Source organism: Anaerococcus nagyae (assembly GCF_040364225.1).
Lineage (GTDB): Bacteria > Bacillota > Clostridia > Tissierellales > Peptoniphilaceae > Anaerococcus > Anaerococcus nagyae.
The window spans coordinates 1,647,999-1,668,205 of the sequence record NZ_AP031484.1 but is presented as its reverse complement, the minus strand read 5'-3'; the positions used below and the strand labels follow the sequence as shown (position 1 = coordinate 1,668,205).

Below are 20,207 nucleotides of genomic sequence, written 5' to 3'. Positions count from 1 at the left end.
GACATAGGGAGGGACTATGGCAATTAAAACAACAGCTGGTTACCAAAGACCAGATTATCAATTAAAATTAAAGCAAGTAGAAAGTTTATTAAGACAAGCAAAAGATGTTTTTAATCAATTAGATAGAGCGGAAAGAAAAATCGATAGCAAATATGATTATTCATCTCATGAAGCTCTTAGAGGAAATTTTTTAGGAAATTTCTTAAGAGGAAATAAGGTTAGTGCTGTTAATAGCAATATTGATCGTGCACAGCAAGCGTTATTAGATTTTCATGCAAATTTACTTTTATTTGATGAAAGATTAGCTAATAAGATTTCATTACCAAGCAAAATGAGTGAATTTTCTTCAGCTAATAGTAAGCCGAGTGATGTTGCTATTAAGACTAATATGCGTTTTAAGCAATTTGATATCACAAAATCTAAGAGAACAGTTCAAACTATAATTAGAAGACTAGAAGCTGAAAAGAAGAAAACTGTTTACGAAATTTCTAAAGAAAAAGAACTTGATGAATATATTAAAGATGATTATAAAGGTTCTATAGTAGAGCCAAAGAAAGATAATAAGAAAAAATAGTGAAAGAAAAGAGTGTTTTTTATGAAACGCTCTTTTTATGTGAATTTTTCTAAATTATTATCTATCAATTTATTAATAGCAAATCCAACACCTGATTTTCGGTTAGATTTTGTTATAAAATCTGCGTGTGATTTTAATTCTGCTACAGAATTTTCCATAGCTACTGCAAATCCAGCTTGCTCTAGCATGGGTATATCATTTCTCTCGTTACCAATGCTCATTATTTCCTCTTGTTTTATACCTAAATCCTCTGCCATTACGGATATGGCATATCCTTTATTGGTCTTTTTATTCATTACTTCAATTAAAAATGGGGCTGTTCTAACAGCATAATATTTTTCGCAAAGATCCTTTGGCATATTGCTATAAAGTTTATCTACAGCAGATCTTTTACCTAAGATTAAGATACGACCAAAAGTTTTATTATCAGCAAAATCATCGTATTTTACATAGGTTATAGGGAGTTTTGATATTCTAGCATCTATTTTAGTATAAATACTCGGCTTTTTGTGTCTTGAATAAAATCCCTCATGATCCATTGCAGAAACTTCTACATTAAAATCTTTTACTAGATCATCTACAATTTTTAAGTCTACTGGATTTTGGAAAGTGCCTGAAATAGGCTTGTGGCTTGCATTATCAAAAATATATGATCCATTTTGGCAGACAGTAAAATTGCCCTTTCTATCTAAACCAATTTTTTTGTTAATGGATTTCATACCAGAATAAGGTCTGCCGGATGCTAAAGCTATATGTACTCCCATATCACGAGCCTTGTCTATAGCCTTTATATTTTCACTTGTAAGTCTTTTTAGTGGTGTAACAAGGGTGCCATCCACATCAATGGTTATTAATTTAATCATAGTAGAACTATACCTTTAATAAGTAAGACAAGCATATAGCTCTAAATAATTAGGTTTACCTAAAAATGTATTTACAAAATGCGAAAAATATATTATAATATTCCTGAATGAAACAAATATAAGGAGTAAAATATGAAGAAAAGAATTTTAGCGTTGATTTTGATTATGGCAAGTTTGGTAGCTTGTTCTAATAAAAAAAGATATAAATAATGATGATACTCGAGCAAAGATAAATACAAAAGAAGTGACTGATAAGAAATCTATTACAGTTACTACTACATTTATAGCGGATATGGTAAATGAACTTATTGGGGATAAAGCAGATATTGAGCTGATTATACCTGCTGGAGAAGACCCTCATCTTTATGTTGCCAAACCAGAAGATTTAAAAAAACTTAAAGATGCTGATTTAGTTTTATATCATGGTCTTCACTTCGAAGGGAAAATGGTAGATGCTTTAGAGGCTGTTGGTTATCCTATAACTGAAACTTTTGATAAAAAAGATATAGGTCAGATGGATGAAGATGGAGAAACTATAGTTGACCCACATTTTTGGTTTGATATTGACCTTTATAAGGAAGCTTTTACCAATACAGCTAATAAATTAAAAGAACTTTACAAGAATGATGAAAAAATGCAAGATTTAATTGATACTAATTGCAAAAAGTACTTAGCCAAACTCGATGATTTAAATACTTATGTAGTAGATAGATTAAATGAGTTACCAGAAGATAAAAGATATTTAATAACACCTCATGATGCCTTTAATTATTTTTCAAGAAAATATGATATAAGTGTTATGGCACCACAAGGTGTATCTACAGATTCTGAGTTATCTAATAAAGACTTAGAGGATACAGCAAGTTTTATTGCTGATAAAAAAATAAAGGCCATTTTTGCAGAATCTACCACAAATCCGGAAAGAATGCAGAAATTAGCTGACATAGTAAAAAGCAAGGGTTTTGAAACTAAGGTAGTAGGTGGAGAGGGTCAAGAACTTTATTCGGATTCTTTATCAGCTAAATCTGGTGAGGCTGACACATATATTAAAATGTATAAGCATAATATAGATCTTATGGTCGATAATTTAAAGTAGGTAGAAATGGATTATGCAATAGAGGTAAAAAATCTTGATGTTTCTTATGGTAATAATTTGGTTTTAGATAATATAAATGTCAAGATTCCCATTAATACAAGAAGTGCAATAGTAGGATCAAATGGAGCTGGCAAGTCTACTTTTATCAAAGCTATCTTGGGTCTAATAAAAAAGGATAGAGGGGAGATTAAAATTTTGAATAAATCTTTAGAAGAAGTTAAGACATCTATTGCCTATGTTCCTCAAAAAGATTCTGTAAATTGGCAATTTCCAACCACTGTAATAGATGTTGTTATGATGGGAATGTATAAAAAAATGAAGTCCTTTGGTCGTATATCTAATAAAGAAAAAGCTTTAGCTATGGCTGCCCTAGAGGAAATGGGCATAGCAGATTTAAAAAATAGGCAAATCAATAATCTATCAGGTGGGCAAAAGCAAAGAGTCTTTTTAGCAAGAGCCTTGGTTTCTGATGCTGATATTTATATACTAGATGAACCCCTAACAGGAGTTGATATGAAAACAGAAGATATTATATCAGATGAATTTTTGAGACTACAAAAAAGAGGAAAAACAATTATAGCTGTTCATCATAATATATATACTCTCAATAAATATTTTGATAATCTTGTTGTTTTGAATAAGAATATCAAATATTGTGGACCTTTGTTCATTAATAAAATTGATGAAGTAATTAACCTTGGATTTAGGAGTTAGCTATGAAGCTTTTGAGTTTATACTCTTTTAAGATAATATTAATAGGAACCTCTCTTTTGGCAATAATATCTGCTATAGTAGGTTCCCTGAATGTTTATAAATCTCAATCTCTTATTGGGGATGCTTTAGGTCATTCAACATATCCAGGCATAATCTTAAGTTTTATGTTAAGTGGTCAAAAAAATCCAACGATTTTACTTATAGGCGCTATGCTTACAGCTAGCCTTTCTTATTTTCTGATACAGTATTCTAATAGGAATAGTAAAATTGGAGCTGATGCAAATATGGCCATACATTTAACAGGATTTTTTGGCCTTGGATTACTTCTTAAGTCATATATTCAGGGTAATCCTGTTTATTCTCAAGCTAGTAAGGCAGGACTTGATAAGTATATTTTTGGGCAAGCAGCTTATCTTATGAAAGAAGATATTTTTTTGCTTGCTATAGCTTTTTTGATTTGTATCTCTATAATTATCTTAAATTATAGAGATATAAAGTGTTATTTATTTGATAGAGAATTTGCTGAAATGATGAGTATAAGAACCAATAAATTAGATTACTTAATTTTATTTATGACTATTCTAGTCATTGGTCTTGGGATAAAAACTTGTGGTGTAATACTTATTAGCTCTCTATTAATAATACCTACTATTACTGCTGCAAAGTTAAGTGATAAATTTATAGGAGTTTTGATAATCTCTAGCCTTTTATCAGTCCTTGCATCAGTAGTTGGAAGTATTATATCAACAGCATATGTTGGATTTTCTACAGGGCCTACTATTATTCTTTGCCAAGGATTTATAGCTATTCTTGTAATTACATTTACAAAATTTTTAAAGATAAGGAGCTAGCTTATGATTGATTCACTTATAGTTTTAATAATAACTTCAATAACTTGCTCCTTACTTGGTGTATTCTTGATTTTGAGAAATCTTTCTATGCTTACAGATGCCATAAGTCATACGGTATTGTTAGGTATAGTTTTGGCATATTTTTTAGTTAAAGATTTAGACTCTCCTTTATTAATAATAGGTGCATCTTTAATAGGTTTACTGACAGTTTATCTAGTAGAAAATATAGGTAAAAGAGGAATTAGTAAATATGATGATGCCATAGGTATGGTATTTCCAATATTTTTTGCGCTTGCCGTAATACTTATTAGTAAGTTTTTTAGGAATGTTCATCTAGATACTGATGTTGTTTTGATGGGGGAAGTTTTATTTTCCTCTTTAGTAACTGCTAATATATTTGGTCATCAGATATCTGTGGCAATAGTTTATGGAATATTAATTTTGATATTGACTATACTTTTTATAATTATTAATTATCAGAAGTTAAAAATATCTACTTTTGATAATAATTTTGCTTATTTGATAGGCATACCAACTAGTTTTTTATTTTATGGACTGATGACATTAACTAGTATCACATCAGTTATTTCTTTTAATAGTGTGGGTGCTATACTAGTTATATCGTTTTTTATAGGGCCTGGAGCTAGTAGTCTTCAACTTGTAAAGAGTTTAAAATCAGCGCTTATAGTGGCCTGCATTATAGCAGCTATAAATTCTATAGTGGGATTTTATCTTGCCCTATTCTTAAATGTTTCTGTGGCAGGTTTTATTGCATTTATCAATATGATTACTTATCTAGCTATACTTTTAGTTAAGAAGTATATTAAATATACAAATTAAGGAATATTTAGTAGTTAGATAAGGAAATTTAGACATATGTCAGAAGTAAATTCACAAAAGGAAGATTATTTAATAACAATTTTCAAACTGATGGGAGAAGGTGAGAAAGTAACTAATAAGTCCATAAGTGAACAGCTTGACTTGGCTCCATCTTCAGTTACAGAGATGCTTAAAAAACTTAAAGACCAAGGTCTAGTTAAAAATAGCAAAGAGAATATACTAACAGATAGTGGTCTAGCTTTAACAAAAAAGATTTTATCAAAGCATAGATTATGGGAGTACTTTCTTGAAAAGGAACTAGAATTTTCTTGGAAAGATGTCCATCCTATAGCGAATAATTTGCAATCTGTAACAGATGATGAATTATTAGACAAGTTAAATGCTTATCTAGGATATCCTGATTATTGCCCTCATGGTTCAGTTATTTTTATTAACAATGAAAGTTCTTCAAAGGATCTTATAAAAATGAATCAAGCAAATCCGGATAAAGAGTATATAATTAGTAGAATAAGAGATAAAAGAGATTTACTTGAGTATTGCGAATCTATTGATATAAAAATAGGCGATAAAATAAAACTTATTGCTTATGATAACTTTGATAATACGGTTATTGTTAAAACTAAAAATAAGGAAATAAGAATCTCTCCGAAAGCTAGTAAAGATATATATTTATTAGATGAAAAATAAAACTTATTATATTGCAAGTTTTAATATTTATTATAAATGGGTATAAAATTAAAGTCACAAAGAGAATTCGTTAAATAGTATATAAGGAGTTAAAATATGATTATAGGAATACCAAAAGAAATAAAGGATAATGAAAACAGAGTTGCTGTTATACCAGGGTCTGTATTAGAACTAAGTAAAAATAATACAGTTTACATCGAAAAAGGTGCAGGAATAGGATCAGGTATTTCAGATGAAGATTATAAAGAAGCTGGAGCAGAAATTTTAGATACTGCAAAAGAAGTTTGGGAAAAATCTGACATGATCTATAAAGTTAAAGAACCTTTAGAAGAGGAATACCAATACTTTAGAGAAGGTCTTATACTTTATACTTACCTTCACCTAGCAAGCAATGAAAAACTAGCTAAAGCTTTAGTGGATAATAAAGTTATAGGTATAGGTTATGAAACTGTTCAACTAGAAAATAAACTTCCATTACTACGTCCAATGTCAGAAATTGCTGGACGTATGGCTGTACAAGAAGGTGCAAGATATCTAACAAGTCCAGAAGGTGGAGAAGGAATCCTACTTCAAGGTGTACCAGGTGTTAGACCTGCAAACGTAGTTGTAGTAGGAGCTGGTACAGTAGGTACAGCTGCAACAAGAATAGCAGTTGGTATGGGAGCTAGAGTTACAGTTCTAGATGTTAATATTGATGCACTTACAGAGATCACAAACATATTCCCAGATAAGGTAGAAACACTTTATTCAAATCCACTTAATATCAAAGAAGCTACTAAAAATGCAGACTTAGTAATTTCTACAGTATTAATCCCAGGACGTAAAGCTCCACAACTTATCAAAGAAGAATATGTAAAAGAGATGAAAGAAGGCTCAGTAGTAGTAGACGTTGCTATTGACCAAGGTGGTTCTACAGACCTTACTAAGAATAGACCAACATCACACTCTAATCCAGTGTTTAATGAATATGGAGTAGTTCACTATGCTGTAGCAAATATACCAGGTGCGGTTGCTAGAACAAGTACTTACGCATTAAGCAATGCTACAACAAGATATGCAAAAGCTATAGCGGATAATGGCCTAAAAACAGCTTGTGAAAGATTCCCAGAAATAATCAGTGGTATTAATACATTTGAAGGAAGCATAGCTTACGAACCAGTAGCAGAAGACCTTGAAATGGAATACAAAGAAATAAATATGTAATATGTTTACAAATACATTAAAAAATAGAGCTGGTCAAACAGCTCTATTTTTTAATGTAAAATTTTATTAAATATTTAATAAATTAGTGATTGGAAGAAAGAGACTTCCTTAATAATAAAACAGCCAACGCTTCATGTTGACTGTTGAAAGCTCTCACGGAGTTTGCAAAATATATGCTAAGAAGAGTTTAAGTGAGAGAGCACAAAAGTTTGAGGGTAAGGACCTTTGCACATATAGGTAAACAGTTTATATAATTTTTTATTAAGGAAGAGTACGCATTGCGATGAAAATTAATACGTTGAACTATAACTGTTTCCTTATTAAGTATGATAGTGGATAATTGTTTTAGAAACATAAGAGATTTGTAAAGTATTTGTTAAGTTATATTTATTTTAATAAAAAATATATAATGTTTATCGTATTATTACAAAGTAAGATTAAATTTATATTTTTAATAGTCTTGATATCTGTTATAATATTTCTAGAATAAGAGGAGCATATGGGATTTACTTTATTTACGCTTAGTGAACTAAGCTTGTTTTTAATAAATACTTTAATAAAATTTAAAGATGAAAGGGAGAAGAAACTTTTAGCAGGGTTAATGTTTTTTATCATGTTTATCTTTGCAGCCTTTCGTGGTTCTGGAGATGCGGATTACTATAATTATTTGTGGTTTGCCCGTGATATAGGAACTGATTTTTCTAAAGTTATGAATTTTTCATATCCTGTAGAATTTTCTTTTAGATTATTTTCCTATCTAATAAATATTTTAAGCTTATCACGTCAGTGGATAATTGTACTTATGAATATTTTATCTATTATTCCTGTAGCCTTTATAAGTTTAAAGTATAGTCCAAATCCTTTTCTATCAGCCTTAATATTTTTACCTATATTTATCCAGTTTGATATGCAGACTGCAAGAACTGCTAGTGCTGTGGGGCTTGGACTAATAAGTATACATTCTTTTAGTGAAAAAAGATGGCTAAAGAGCTTTTTATTTTTTCTATTTGCCTTTAGTTTTCATAGAGCGAGTATAATTCTCTTGCCATTTTTATTTTTTATGTCTTTTAGTATAGGCAATCTTTTTAAGATTATTACAGCAGGTTTAGCCTTTGTTATATCGGTATTTTCTAGTTTTATGTTTAGAATGCTAGCTAATATATTAGCAGCAATAGGACTTGGAAGAATGTCTACTAAGGTAATGACCTATACTTTTACAGGAAAATTTGCAGGAGCTATGAAATTTTATGATCCTAGGATAATTTTTGTTATAGCTTTATTTATGACAAGCTTAATGTATTTTAACAAAAAGAGTTTCGATAAATTATCTATGAAAGAAGCGAGTAACAAGGCTATTTGGTTTAGTCTTTTAGTGTTATTAGTATTTAGATCATCTATAGCTATAGCTTTCAGATTTTCAACATTTTTTACAATATTAGAGATTATTTACATACCACTTGTTATGGAAGAAATAAAAGAGGAAGATGAGCTGGGCAGATTTTTGATAGGATTAAGTGTTCTAATATTTTTAATTCCTTATGCCATATTTTTAATGGCTAAGGCACCAGCTTATGATTTTTTCTTTACAAACTTAAATGCTATCCATTCGTTAAGGTAAGGAGGATAAATGGAAAAAATAACTACAAAACAAATTATGGAGTCAATCAAAAGGAATAAATGGCTTATTTTAGTTCCAGCTCTTGTATTAGGACTTGGAATTTTTGGGACAAAAGTTTTAAATAGTGATTCTTATGAGGCTCAGGCAGTACTTATGGTAACAAGTAATGACGATGAACCCATCAGTTATAATAAGTTGATTTTAAATGAGAAATTAGCAAATATTTATGCACAATTTTTGGAATCAGAGGATTTATACGAAAGAGTATCTGAAAAACTAGATACAAACTTAGAATCAGATGATATTGAAGATAAATTAGAGTATGAAGTAAATCCACAAGGCGGAGTAATTAGCTTTAGTTATAAAGATAGAAATGAAAATCGAGCAAGAGATAGCCTTACTTTAATAACTGAAGAGTTTAGAGATTATGCTAAAAATTATCTAAATATGGAAAATATTGAATATCTACAAAATGTTGTGGTTAAAGAATCATCTAAGACTAGAGGAATAGTATTTTCTATCATAGGACTTATAGTAGGAGCTTTAGTAGGTCTTTTAATACTATTAATTAAGGAAATTTTTTCCGATAAGATAGAAGAGGCTGATGATATAAGACAACTTGGCCTTGAGGTTTTAGGAGATTTTTCCTATGATAATAAAAGTGAGCTTGGTAAGATTAGAAGAAAAATCATAAATACTTCTAACAAAGCAGTTATTGGTCTAAGTTCTATAAATGATAAATCTTATGAAGCTAATATCACAAAAAAATTAGCTGAGAATATAGAGGCACCAGTTGTATCTTCACAAGGACTTGATTATAGGCAAGTCAAAAAGCAAATTCTAAATTATGATGTGGATAAGGATTATATACTCGTAGATGAAGAGTCTCTAGAAAATTCAGAAGCCTATGATTTAGCAGGTTTAGAAGATTATAAGATAATTGTTGCTAAAAAGTCTACACATAAAAAAGATTTAATAAAGCAAGTTAGAGAATTAGAAAGACTTGGTATAAAAGTACTAGGGGTGATTTATTATAAATAAGCGCTTAATTTTACTCATAGCTCTAACATTAACATCGTGTACAAATCAAGTGACATATAATCCTCAGCATATAGAAATTAAAGAAAATAAAAAAAGCAAATATATAGATGAAGAAGTCCAAATAAATGGACTTTATGAGACTATAGAAGATGCTAAAATGTACTCTAAAGCAGATGATAGCACAGCTTTTGATAGTCTTGATAAAGGTTCTGTAGTAACAATTCTAGAAGAAGCTGAAAAAGGATTTGTTAAGGTAGATTATAATGGGAATCAAGCTTATGTGAAGGTAAGCTTACTAAAAGGTATCTAAGTATCTGTAAATTAAATATTGTAAGGAGTAAATGATTCTATTATCATTATGGATATATGATAGGCTAATATCTAGATCAGAGACTCCTTACTCCAATTTGCAAAAATTTATCAAAAAGTTATAATATACATATGCACTAGGGGTGCCTTATGGCTGAGAATATACCCTTAAACCAGTTCAAGGTAATGCTTGCGGGGGAAAGTGTCTGACCTCTTATTAGCATTGTGCTAGAAGGAGGTATTTTTTATGGAAAATAATAAAAATTGGACAACGAGAATGTTAACTGAGGGAGCTATTTGTTTAGCCTTATCATTTGTGTTGGGACGTATTAAGCTTTTTACCATGCCTCAAGAAGGTTCAGTTACTGCTGGACAAATGATTCCTTTGATTATATTTGCTATGAGATATGGAACAGGAAAGGGGTTTGTTGTTGGAGCCTTATATGGGATTATAGATATGATGCTAGGTGGGGGTATATATCATCCAGTACAAGCAATCCTAGACTATCCATTAGCGTTTGGACTGTTAGGTCTTGCTGGGATCTATGCAGAAGAATTCCAAAAGACCAAATCAATAGCACCTGTGTTAAAAGGATCTGCTATTGGAGTTTTAGCTAGATTAATTTGTCATGTATTGTCAGGAGTTATATTTTTTAAAGAATATACACCAGAAGGGATGAATTCATGGGTTTATTCAATAACCTATAATGGATCTTTCTTGGCGGTAGAATTTATAATAACTGTATTAATCATATATCTACTAAGAAATTTCTTGACAAGAGATTTACCTAAATTAGAAAATAGATAATATTTTTTTTGGAGCAAGCTTTAACTTGCTCTTTTTTTATTTAATTTAAAAAAATGAAAAAAGTGCTTGCATTTATTTAAAACCATGCTATAATATTATTGTACTAAGATAGTAATACAATAATACAAATTAAGGAGACGTAGATGGACTTTGATAATTCTAGACCTATCTATCTGCAACTTCTAGAAGAATTTAAGCTAAAAATATCGACTGGACAATGGCCCGCAGGTTCTAAGATTGATTCCGTAAGAAACCTTGCAAGTACTTATGAGGTCAATCCAAATACGGTTCAAAAAGCTCTGGTAGAGCTTGAGCGTGCTGGACTTACAGAAACCAGACGAACAGCTGGTAGATTTGTTACAGAAAATAAAAACTTGATATTAAAATTAGAAAATTCTTCCTTTTATGAATTAGCAGACCAATTTATAGAAGGAGCGGAAAATTTGCACTTAGATATTAATCAAGCTATTGATCAATTAAGGTTATATTGGGAGGGAAAAGATGATTGAGGCTAAAAACTTAACTATGGTCTATAACGGCAAAGCTGTTTTAGACAATGTCAACTTAAACTTAGATGATGGGCAGATTGTTGGACTTGTAGGTGAAAATGGATCTGGTAAAACAACGCTTATAAGAATACTTGCAGGTCTTGAGAGAAACTACCAAGGTAGAGTAAAAATAAATGGTGAATTACCTGGTGGAGATACTAATAATATGGTGTCATATCAACCAGATCATCTGGCTTTAGATGATAACTTAAAAATCTATCAAGTAGTAGATATATATAATAAATTTTTTGAAGACTTCTCTAGCGATCAATTTTATAAACTATTAGAAAAATTTGAAATATCCAAAGATCTAAAGATTAAGGAATGTTCTAAAGGAATGAAAGAAAAACTTCAAATAGCCTTAACTTTATCAAGAAAATCTAAGATCTATCTTTTAGATGAACCATTAAGTGGTATTGACCCAAAATCAAGAAAGATGGTTTTAACTACTATAATCGATAACTTTGATTATGATGGAACTTTGCTTTTATCAACACATTTAATCGGTGAAGTAGAACGTGCCTTAGATAGAGTCCTATTTATGGATCATGGTAAACTAGTGGTAAATGAGAGCGTTGATGATATAAGGGAAAAACACCATATGGGTGTTGAAGATTACTTTATGGAGGTTATATAATGGGAAAACTTTTAGGACAAATATTTAAAGAAGACTTTAAGTCTATAATATTATGGTTATTATTGCCAATAGCTTCGGCCTTAATGTTTTTACAATTATTAAATATCTTTAAAGATAGCCCTTTTTTAGGAATTGGAATGACAATTTCTATGACTTTGCTTACCATAGGTCCTCTTATAGCTCTAGGGATAGCTGCTAAAAATGATTATGAAAGATTCTATGGGAAAAATGCAGCCTTCTATTCAGCCTTACCCTTAGCTTCATCAGCAATTAGTGGTGCAAGGCTTGTAGGATTCATATTACTAGGGATTTTAATAGCTATTGTTACTTTTATAAACTATATCATATTAATATTAGTTACTTCTAACTTAAGCATAGGAGAGCTTTTAGACTCAATAGCAAATGGTATCGGACAAATAGGTTCAAATACTGTGCTTGCTTTGATAATTACTATATTTACTATAGGACTTTATTTAGTAAATATAATAATGCTAGCTAATACAGCTGGATCTACTAAGTTATTTGGCAAAAAATCAAAATGGACACCTATAATTATATTCCTAGTATTATTTTTTGCCCTAGGTATGCTATCATCTAAGATTCAAGCATCTGCTTTAGCTGAGTATGTATCTTCTACTTTTAATTATGGGCCAAATAATTTAGAGATATCTGCAGAGCTTCCTAGTGCTTCTATGGCTTTTCCTATAATTATAAATATAGTAATATCAGCTATTCTTTATGGTCTAACATATTACTTCCATGATAAAAAGTTATCAGTAAACTAAGAAGTTTTGAGGGGGATACTCCCCCTTTTTTCTTTTATAAAATATTGATTTGGTGTATACTTGACTTAGCTAACTTAGTAAAAGGAGAAACTATGAAAGAAGCCCTTTTTATATACAATCCTAATAGTGGTCAAAGAATAATCAATGAGCACTTGTCTTGGATTGTTGATTATTTAAGTGAGAGAGAATATTTAGCAAGTATATATGCAACTCAAAGCCCAAAAGATGCAAGTGAAACTATTGTAGAATTGGGAAATAGATTTGATGAAATTATAGTAGGTGGTGGTGATGGAACACTTGATGAAGTCATAGCAGCTGTATCAAAACTTGATATAGACCCTTTGATAGGATACATACCAACTGGTTCAACAAATGATTTTTCAAAATCTTTAAATATTCCAAAGGATGTAGAAAAGGCTACTAAAGTAGCCACAAGAGGTTATCAAAAGCGCATAGATATAGGGAAAATTGATGATAAGTTTTTTGTATATGTAGCAGCTTTTGGAACAATAGCAGAAGTTTCCTATAATACTGGCCAAGATGTCAAAAATATCTTTGGTAGAAATGCATATATATTTGAAGGTCTTAAGCAAACTTTACCTCTAATTAACATTCCAACCTATAAAATAGAAGTATCAGTAGATGGAGATACCATAAAGGGAGATTTCATCCATTTTATGGTAACTAATTCAGTGTCTGTAGGCGGTTTTATAGGCATAACAGGAGATAATGTCGGTTTATCGGATGGGATATTTGAGCTAACCATGGTAAAGCGTCCCCAATCTCTTTCTGATATAAATAAGATAATATTTGGTTTAACAAATAGAAAAGAAAATGATATGTTAATTCTCCGTCAAGGAAGTGAGTTTGAGATAAAAACTAACAGTAAAGTAGCCTGGTCTTTGGATGGTGAGTATGGTGGATCTACTACTCATGCAAAAATTAAGGTGGAACAAGAAAAAATAAGAATGCGAACTGGATTACGTAACTAGTCTATCTTTTTACCCCAAAAGAGCTAGATTTTCAAATTTGTTTTACGAAAAAGTGCTAATTTGATATAATATAATTGAGAACCTAGGAGGTAAAAATGTTTAAAATAGGCGATAAAATCGTATACCCCAACCATGGTGCGGGTATAATTGATTCTATTGAAAAAAAAGAATTTTTAGGAGAAGAGAAAGATTATTTTATCCTAAAAATGCCAATCGGTTCTATGGATATTTCGATTCCAATGGCAAATATTGACAAAATGAACATAAGAGAGGTCATCGGCAAAAAAGAAGGCGATGAAGTACTTAGAATCTTAGATGATGATCCTACCCAAATGTCAAATAACTGGAATGTCCGCTATAGACAAAACCAAGAAGTTATTAAGTCTGGGGATATATTTGAAATTGCAAAAATGGTTAGGAACTTAGCGATTTTAGATAAAGAAAAGGGTCTATCCACTACTGAGAAAAAATTATTAAACAGGGCAAGACGAATTATGGCTAGTGAGTTAGTCATGGCAGGTTCTCTAGAAAAAGAAAAAGCTGAAGAAATGATAGATGAATCTATTGGTCTTTGATTGTTTTCTTTAAAAATGATAACAAGGAGCATAAATGAAGCGAATAATTCAATTGGTTATTACGCTAATTGGAGCTGCTCTTGGTATTGTAATATTAAATGTGGTTAATGCCGCAAGTTCTTTCATAGATTCTAGCGGCATTATATTTATAATTGCAAACATAATAGCAGGGCTAATTGGAGGAATAATCTTTTATTTTATATCTACATCATTTGTAGATAAATTTCTCGTTAATTTCTCGAATATAGAAGGACAAATTAGTGAGATACCAGCAGGAAATCTTATAGTCGGTACAGTTGGAGCGATAATTGGTATTCTTATAGCAACCTTAATTACAAGACCTTTAACCAGCTTACAATTACCATATGTAGGCAATTCTATTTTTGTGTTATTATCTATTTTATTATATATTGGTTTAGGTTATTTAGGATGGAGAGTTGCTACAAAAAATAGTGATGATTTTTTAAATCTTTTTAAGACCTCTAAAGAGAACAAAGAAAATAAAGATTCTCGTCATATTTTAAAATCTAGTAAAAATAGTAAGATTGCTAGTCCAAAAATCCTTGACACATCTGTAATTATAGATGGCCGTATAGTAGATATTATAGATACAGAATTTATAGAAGGTGAGCTTATTATTTCTGAGTTTGTCCTAGAAGAACTTCAACATATAGCTGATAGTCCAGATGATCTTAAAAGAGAAAGAGGCCGTAGGGGCTTAGATATAGTAAACACTATCAAAAAAAGTGGTAAGATTAATTTTAGAATAACTGATGTTGATTATCCTGAGATTAAAGAAGTTGATAGCAAACTTTTAAAGTTAGCTATGGATATGGATGGTAAAATATTTACCAATGACTATAATCTAAATAAGGTTGCAGATGTTCAAGGCATACCAGTTTTGAATATAAATGATCTTGCCAATGCACTTAAACCGGTAGTAATTCCTGGAGAGCATATGAAAATAGATGTAATCAAGGAAGGTAAGGGTAAAAACCAGGGAGTTGGATACTTAGATGACGGAACTATGGTTGTAGTTGAAGATGGTGATAAATATATAGACCAAACCATAAATGCTGTCGTTACCAGTGTTTTACAAACTTCTGCAGGGCGTATGATTTTTGTAAAGAGTGAAGAGGACTAGATGTTTGATAACAAATTTTTATCAGCTATCATAACTTCAGCTGGATCTGGAAGACGTATGAATAGCAATATAAATAAGCCCTTTTTAGAAATTGAAGGTAAAAAGATTATAGAACGTACTTTAGATACCATAGTAGGTATCGAGGAATTTGATGAGATTATCTTAGTTATCAGACTTGAAGATGAGGATATTATCAAAGATATACTCAAAAATTATGATAGAAAGATTAAGTATGTTTACGGTAGTGATACTAGAGAAAAGTCAACCTTTGAAGGACTTAAAGCTTTAAATAAAAAAACACAATTGGTCTTAACCCATGATGGGGTAAGGCCTTTTGCTAGTAGAGAGCTTTTCTATAAAACATTAGATGAACTTAGAGAATATAAGGCAGTAGTAAGCGCTACAAAAACTAAAGATACAGTTAAAATCGTAGATGAAAATATGCTTGTGGATTTTACCCCACATAGGGACTTTGTTTATAATATTCAAACTCCCCAAGCTTTTGATAAAAATATACTATTTTCTATGTATAAGAAGTATGTTGCTAGTGAATTTATGATAACAGATGATAGTCAGTTATTTGAATTTTTCAATAGACAAGAAGCAGTAAAAGTAGTTGAAGGAGAATATTCTAATATAAAAATCACTACTAATGAAGATATATTATTTGCAGATGCATATATTGAAACCCAGAATAGAGGGCAAAGATGAGAATAGGAATAGGATATGATGTTCATAGGCTAGTAGAAAATAGGGATTTGATTCTTGGTGGAGTCAAATTTGATTATGAAAAAGGCCTGTTAGGGCATTCTGATGCAGACGTACTTACACATGCTATTATGGATGCTATACTAGGAGCTTTAGCAGAAACTGATATAGGAAAGTTATTTCCAGATACAGACCCTAAATATAAAGGGATTTATTCAATAGAATTACTTGATAATGTAGTAAAGCTAATGGATGATAGAGGGTATAAGATAGGTAATATTGATAGTGTAATAATTTGTGAAATGCCTAAGATAAGTCCAAAGAGAGAAGAAATAAGGAAATTACTTAAAGAGCATCTAAATACTGATATGGAAAACATATCAATCAAAGCTTCAACAAGTGAAGGTCTAGGCTTTACGGGAGAAGGTCTAGGTATAGAAGCTCGTGCAGTTGTAATATTAGAGGAGAAATGATGAAAAGATTTGTAACAAGTGAATCAGTAACAGAAGGCCATCCAGATAAAGTTTGTGATAGGATTTCTGATGCAATACTAGATGAATGTTTAAGACAAGATAAAAATAGTAGAGTTGCTTGCGAGACAGTAACCTCAACTGGTTTAGTTTTAGTAGTTGGAGAAATTTCCACAACAGCCTATGCACCAGTAGAGCAAATAACTAGAAATGTCATAAAAGAAATAGGATATGATGATCCTAGTTTAGGGTTTGACTATTCAAATGTAGCAGTTTTAACCTCGTTAATAGAGCAATCAGCAGACATTGCCCAAGGTGTAAATAGTGCCCAAGAATATAAATCAACTAATGAAAAATATGATCGAATAGGTGCAGGAGATCAAGGTATTATCTTTGGATATGCAGATAATGAAACGGAAGAATATCTACCAGTATCCGTAACCTATGCTCATAAACTTTCCATGAGACTTACTGAAGTGCGTAAAGATGGAACTCTTTCATATCTAAGACCAGATGGAAAAACTCAAGTGACTGTAGAATATGATGATGATAAACTAGTTAGAATCGATAATATAGTTATTTCTGCTCAACATACAGAAGACGTATCATTAGAAAAAGTTCGTCAAGATATAATAGATGAGGTAATAAATAAAGTTATAGATGATAGCTTAATTGATGAAAATACAAGAATCTATGTAAATCCAACAGGTAAATTTGTAATAGGCGGTCCAAAGGGAGACAGTGGACTAACAGGTCGTAAGATCATAGTTGATACTTATGGCGGATACTCTAAAGCAGGTGGTGGAGCATTTTCTGGAAAAGATCCTACTAAAGTTGATAGATCAGCTGCTTATATGGCAAGATATGCAGCTAAAAACATGGTTGCAGCAGGACTTGCGGATAAACTTGAAATAGGTATATCCTATGCTATAGGTGTAGCACATCCACTTTCAATTTACGTAGATAGCTTTGGAACTGGCAAATATGATGACGAGAGACTACTGGAAATACTAAGGGAAAACTTTGATTTTAGACCACAAGCAATTATAGATTATTTAGATCTGTTAAGACCAATCTATAAAGAAACATCATCTTATGGACACTTCGGTAGAAATAATCCCGATTTTACATGGGAAAAACTAGATAAGGTAGATATACTTAAAAATTATTAGGAGAAAAAATGGCAAGCTTTAGAAGAAGTGTAGCAATAGATTTAGGAACAGCTCAAGTTCTAGTCTATGTAAATAACAAGGGAATAGTTTTAGAAGAACCATCAGTAATAGCCATTGATATCCTAACAGATGATATACTTGCAGTAGGAAGCGAAGCTAAAAAACTTGTTGGCAGGACTCCAGGTAACATTAAGGCAGTTATGCCTATGAAAGATGGAGTTATAGCAGACTTTCCAGCAACAGAGCGCATGCTTAAGTACTTTTTAGAAAAATCAATAAGCAAGGCTCTTATAAAACCAGACGTTCTCATCTGTGTTCCAAGTAGATCAACTCAAGTTGAAAAAAGAGCAGTTCTTCAAGCAAGCGAAAATGCTGGAGCACACAGGACTTATCTTATAGAAGAACCTTTAGCAGCAGCAATTGGAGCTGGGGTTGATATAACAGATGCAGGTGGAGAATTAGTCCTTGATATAGGTGGAGGAACCACAGATATAGCGGTTATTTCCATGGGTCAGATTATAGCAAGTACATCAGTGCCAGTAGCAGGTCTAAGCTTTGATAAAGCTATTAAAGATTATATAAGATCAAGATATGGATTACTTATTGGAGATAACAAGGCAGAAGAAATAAAAATTGAATCAGGTAAGGCAGAACCTAGCGAATCCATAGAAGTTGCAGGTAGGCAAATAACAGATGGACTTCCAGCAAAAGTATATGTCCCAGTAGGAGAAATTGCTCTAGCGATAAAACCTGATGTGGATTTAATCGTGGATGGGGTAAAAAAGGTATTAGAGGTAACACCTCCAGAACTAGCTGCAGATATATATGAAAAAGAAATTATTCTAACAGGTGGTGCAGCTTATACATTAGGTCTGCGTGAGCGTATAGGAGAAAAATTCCAAATAAACGTAAAAATAGCAGAAAATGCAGAACAATGTGTAATAGTAGGTACAGGTAGAGCTTTAAATTGGCTAGATGAAATAGATAAAGGACATAATGAATCTATTAAGGCTAAGCAAAAAGAACTTGAAAAGAATGAAAAATTAAGGAGAAGATAATGACAAAAACATTAGTAATGGTAAGACACGGTCAAAGTGAATGGAATCTTGCAAACAAATTTACAGGATGGGTAGACGTAGATCTTTCTGAAAAAGGAACAGAAGAAGCTATAGAAGCTGGTAAAAAAATAAAAGAAGCAGGTATAGTATTTGATCATGCACATACATCTATACTAAAACGTGCTATAAAAACCTGTAACTATGTACTAGAATATTCTGAGCAACTATTTGTTCCAGTAGAAAAATCATGGAGACTAAATGAACGTCATTATGGGGCTTTACAAGGGCTAAACAAAGCAGAAACAGCTGAAAAATACGGGGATGAACAAGTTCACATTTGGAGAAGATCATATGATACACTCCCTCCATTATTATCAGAAGAAGCTCAAAAAGAACAATTAAACATGAGACAGTTTAAAAATCTTCCACAAGATGTAATCCCAGCAGCAGAAAACTTAAAGATTACTCTAGATAGAGCACTACCATACTTCTTTGATAACATAGCTCCACAGTTACTAAAAGATGAAACAGTATTAGTAGCAGCTCATGGTAATAGCTTAAGAGCACTTGCAAAACACATAGAAGAAATTTCAGATGAAGATATAATGGACTTAGAAATCCCAACAGGTCAACCACTAGTTTATGAATTAGATGATGATCTTAAGATGGTTAAAAAATATTATTTATAAGATATATTCAAAAGGACTTGCAAAGCAAGTCCTTTTTGCTTGTCTTTTTACAAAGAAATTTAAGTATTTTATCTTAAGTTTATAAATTTATATAAAAATATATTTACATTTGTCATTAGAAAGTATATAATCTATATATAAACAAAAAGGAGAAAATATGAAAATAGCATCAGTAGAAAATGAAAACGGTGTATCTTCTCTCTTAAACTCACATTTTGATAAACATGAAGTAGTTATACATAAATTCGAACAAATGGAAGACTTGATTGACTTAGATTTAGATAGCTACGATCTAATCTTGGTAGATATGACCTATAATAAGTGTCTTCAAGTAATTCAATACATAAAACAAACTACATCCGTTCCAGTAATATATCTAACAGAGAGAAATACAGATAATCCTTACGAACAAGAAATAGATGATAAAGATTTTGTAATCCATTCTAACACACGTGAGGAGTTTATAAATAATGTTTTTAATAAAGTAGAAGAAATCAACGATACAAATATTGTAAGATTAGGATTTTGTACTATGGAAGAGGATAACGGTATCTTTAGGATAGGCAATGATATTCTAGATTTAACCAAGTTTGAAATAAGCATCTGCTCAGTACTAATATCCAAGATGGGTAAAACCTTATCAAAGGATGAAATAGTAGAAGCCATGGAAAAGAAAGGACTTAAAACAACAGAAAGATCTGTAAGGGAGCATATTAGAAAAATAAGACTAGAATTTAAAAAAGCTGACTTAAATCCAATTGAAACTGTAAACCGTAAGGGTTATAGGTGGGTACTCGATTCTTGTACACCATAGAAAGGGTGAAT

Annotated in this window: 24 protein-coding genes and 1 riboswitch; of the genes, 23 read left to right on the top strand and 1 reads right to left on the bottom strand. The window is 31.2% G+C overall.

Features of this window, described 5'->3' with window-relative positions:
• Positions 1-16: 16 nt before the first annotated feature.
• A complete protein-coding gene (locus ABXG81_RS08125) occupies positions 17-574 on the top strand; it encodes a hypothetical protein (RefSeq protein WP_353528757.1) in 558 nt (185 codons plus the stop codon).
• 35 nt (positions 575-609) lie between these two features.
• On the opposite strand, the gene ABXG81_RS08120 is transcribed toward ABXG81_RS08125, so the two are convergent.
• Positions 610-1,437 (bottom strand): Cof-type HAD-IIB family hydrolase, encoded by an 828-nt coding sequence (locus ABXG81_RS08120; RefSeq protein ID WP_117520195.1) that lies wholly within the window; start codon positions 1,435-1,437, stop codon positions 610-612.
• A gap of 244 nt (positions 1,438-1,681) precedes the next feature.
• Between ABXG81_RS08120 and ABXG81_RS08115 the strand changes: the two genes are divergently transcribed.
• The 22 genes from ABXG81_RS08115 (at position 1,682) to ABXG81_RS08010 (ending at position 20,196) form a co-directional block, all read left to right on the top strand.
• Positions 1,682-2,533, top strand: a complete 852-nt coding sequence (locus ABXG81_RS08115) for a zinc ABC transporter substrate-binding protein (protein ID WP_353528756.1) — start codon at positions 1,682-1,684, stop codon at positions 2,531-2,533.
• 6 nt (positions 2,534-2,539) lie between these two features.
• The gene (locus ABXG81_RS08110; RefSeq protein WP_288223108.1) at positions 2,540-3,247 is read left to right on the top strand and encodes an ABC transporter ATP-binding protein; all 708 of its coding nucleotides are present in this window, start codon (positions 2,540-2,542) and stop codon (positions 3,245-3,247) included.
• A gap of 2 nt (positions 3,248-3,249) precedes the next feature.
• Positions 3,250-4,098 (top strand): metal ABC transporter permease, encoded by an 849-nt coding sequence (locus ABXG81_RS08105; protein WP_353528755.1) that lies wholly within the window; start codon positions 3,250-3,252, stop codon positions 4,096-4,098.
• 3 nt (positions 4,099-4,101) lie between these two features.
• Positions 4,102-4,938, top strand: coding sequence for a metal ABC transporter permease (locus ABXG81_RS08100; protein ID WP_117520187.1), 837 nt, complete (start codon positions 4,102-4,104; stop codon positions 4,936-4,938).
• A gap of 36 nt (positions 4,939-4,974) precedes the next feature.
• Complete coding sequence (locus ABXG81_RS08095) at positions 4,975-5,625, top strand: metal-dependent transcriptional regulator (RefSeq protein WP_353528754.1); 651 nt, start codon at positions 4,975-4,977, stop codon at positions 5,623-5,625.
• Positions 5,626-5,721: 96 nt separating this feature from the next.
• Entirely contained in the window at positions 5,722-6,828 is a 1,107-nt protein-coding gene (ald, locus tag ABXG81_RS08090) for an alanine dehydrogenase (protein WP_288223110.1), read from the top strand.
• 499 nt (positions 6,829-7,327) lie between these two features.
• Positions 7,328-8,446 carry an EpsG family protein gene (locus ABXG81_RS08085; protein ID WP_117520181.1) on the top strand — a complete coding sequence of 373 codons (1,119 nt, stop codon included), beginning with the start codon at positions 7,328-7,330 and terminating at the stop codon, positions 8,444-8,446.
• Between the two features lie 9 nt (positions 8,447-8,455).
• The gene (locus ABXG81_RS08080; RefSeq protein WP_353528753.1) at positions 8,456-9,487 is read left to right on the top strand and encodes a Wzz/FepE/Etk N-terminal domain-containing protein; all 1,032 of its coding nucleotides are present in this window, start codon (positions 8,456-8,458) and stop codon (positions 9,485-9,487) included.
• A gap of 49 nt (positions 9,488-9,536) precedes the next feature.
• Positions 9,537-9,797 (top strand): SH3 domain-containing protein, encoded by a 261-nt coding sequence (locus ABXG81_RS08075; protein ID WP_353528752.1) that lies wholly within the window; start codon positions 9,537-9,539, stop codon positions 9,795-9,797.
• 128 nt (positions 9,798-9,925) lie between these two features.
• Positions 9,926-10,014, top strand: a riboswitch (TPP riboswitch).
• A 29-nt stretch (positions 10,015-10,043) separates the two neighbouring features.
• Positions 10,044-10,604 carry an energy-coupled thiamine transporter ThiT gene (thiT, locus tag ABXG81_RS08070; RefSeq protein ID WP_117520175.1) on the top strand — a complete coding sequence of 187 codons (561 nt, stop codon included), beginning with the start codon at positions 10,044-10,046 and terminating at the stop codon, positions 10,602-10,604.
• Between the two features lie 143 nt (positions 10,605-10,747).
• Positions 10,748-11,113, top strand: a complete 366-nt coding sequence (locus ABXG81_RS08065) for a GntR family transcriptional regulator (protein WP_117520173.1) — start codon at positions 10,748-10,750, stop codon at positions 11,111-11,113.
• Complete coding sequence (locus ABXG81_RS08060; RefSeq protein ID WP_117520171.1) at positions 11,106-11,789, top strand: ABC transporter ATP-binding protein; 684 nt, start codon at positions 11,106-11,108, stop codon at positions 11,787-11,789. The genes ABXG81_RS08065 and ABXG81_RS08060 overlap by 8 nt, the downstream gene beginning before the upstream one ends.
• Positions 11,789-12,574, top strand: a complete 786-nt coding sequence (locus tag ABXG81_RS08055; RefSeq protein ID WP_117520169.1) for a hypothetical protein — start codon at positions 11,789-11,791, stop codon at positions 12,572-12,574. Before ABXG81_RS08060 ends, ABXG81_RS08055 begins: the two co-directional genes overlap by 1 nt.
• 92 nt (positions 12,575-12,666) lie before the next feature.
• Positions 12,667-13,566 carry a YegS/Rv2252/BmrU family lipid kinase gene (locus ABXG81_RS08050; protein ID WP_117520167.1) on the top strand — a complete coding sequence of 300 codons (900 nt, stop codon included), beginning with the start codon at positions 12,667-12,669 and terminating at the stop codon, positions 13,564-13,566.
• A gap of 95 nt (positions 13,567-13,661) precedes the next feature.
• Complete coding sequence (locus ABXG81_RS08045; protein WP_117520165.1) at positions 13,662-14,141, top strand: CarD family transcriptional regulator; 480 nt, start codon at positions 13,662-13,664, stop codon at positions 14,139-14,141.
• 34 nt (positions 14,142-14,175) lie between these two features.
• Positions 14,176-15,285 (top strand): PIN domain-containing protein, encoded by a 1,110-nt coding sequence (locus tag ABXG81_RS08040; protein ID WP_117520164.1) that lies wholly within the window; start codon positions 14,176-14,178, stop codon positions 15,283-15,285.
• Complete coding sequence (gene ispD / locus ABXG81_RS08035; protein WP_117520162.1) at positions 15,286-15,996, top strand: 2-C-methyl-D-erythritol 4-phosphate cytidylyltransferase; 711 nt, start codon at positions 15,286-15,288, stop codon at positions 15,994-15,996. It begins immediately after the preceding gene.
• On the top strand, positions 15,993-16,466 hold the full coding sequence (gene ispF / locus ABXG81_RS08030; RefSeq protein WP_117520160.1) for a 2-C-methyl-D-erythritol 2,4-cyclodiphosphate synthase: 474 nt from the start codon (positions 15,993-15,995) through the stop codon (positions 16,464-16,466). The genes ispD and ispF overlap by 4 nt, the downstream gene beginning before the upstream one ends.
• On the top strand, positions 16,466-17,635 hold the full coding sequence (metK, locus tag ABXG81_RS08025) for a methionine adenosyltransferase (RefSeq protein ID WP_316122390.1): 1,170 nt from the start codon (positions 16,466-16,468) through the stop codon (positions 17,633-17,635). The genes ispF and metK overlap by 1 nt, the downstream gene beginning before the upstream one ends.
• An 8-nt stretch (positions 17,636-17,643) precedes the next feature.
• Positions 17,644-18,693, top strand: a complete 1,050-nt coding sequence (locus tag ABXG81_RS08020; RefSeq protein WP_117520156.1) for a rod shape-determining protein — start codon at positions 17,644-17,646, stop codon at positions 18,691-18,693.
• Entirely contained in the window at positions 18,693-19,382 is a 690-nt protein-coding gene (gpmA, locus tag ABXG81_RS08015; protein ID WP_117520154.1) for a 2,3-diphosphoglycerate-dependent phosphoglycerate mutase, read from the top strand. The genes ABXG81_RS08020 and gpmA overlap by 1 nt, the downstream gene beginning before the upstream one ends.
• A gap of 157 nt (positions 19,383-19,539) precedes the next feature.
• The gene (locus ABXG81_RS08010; protein ID WP_288223114.1) at positions 19,540-20,196 is read left to right on the top strand and encodes a winged helix-turn-helix domain-containing protein; all 657 of its coding nucleotides are present in this window, start codon (positions 19,540-19,542) and stop codon (positions 20,194-20,196) included.
• Positions 20,197-20,207: the final 11 nt, after the last annotated feature.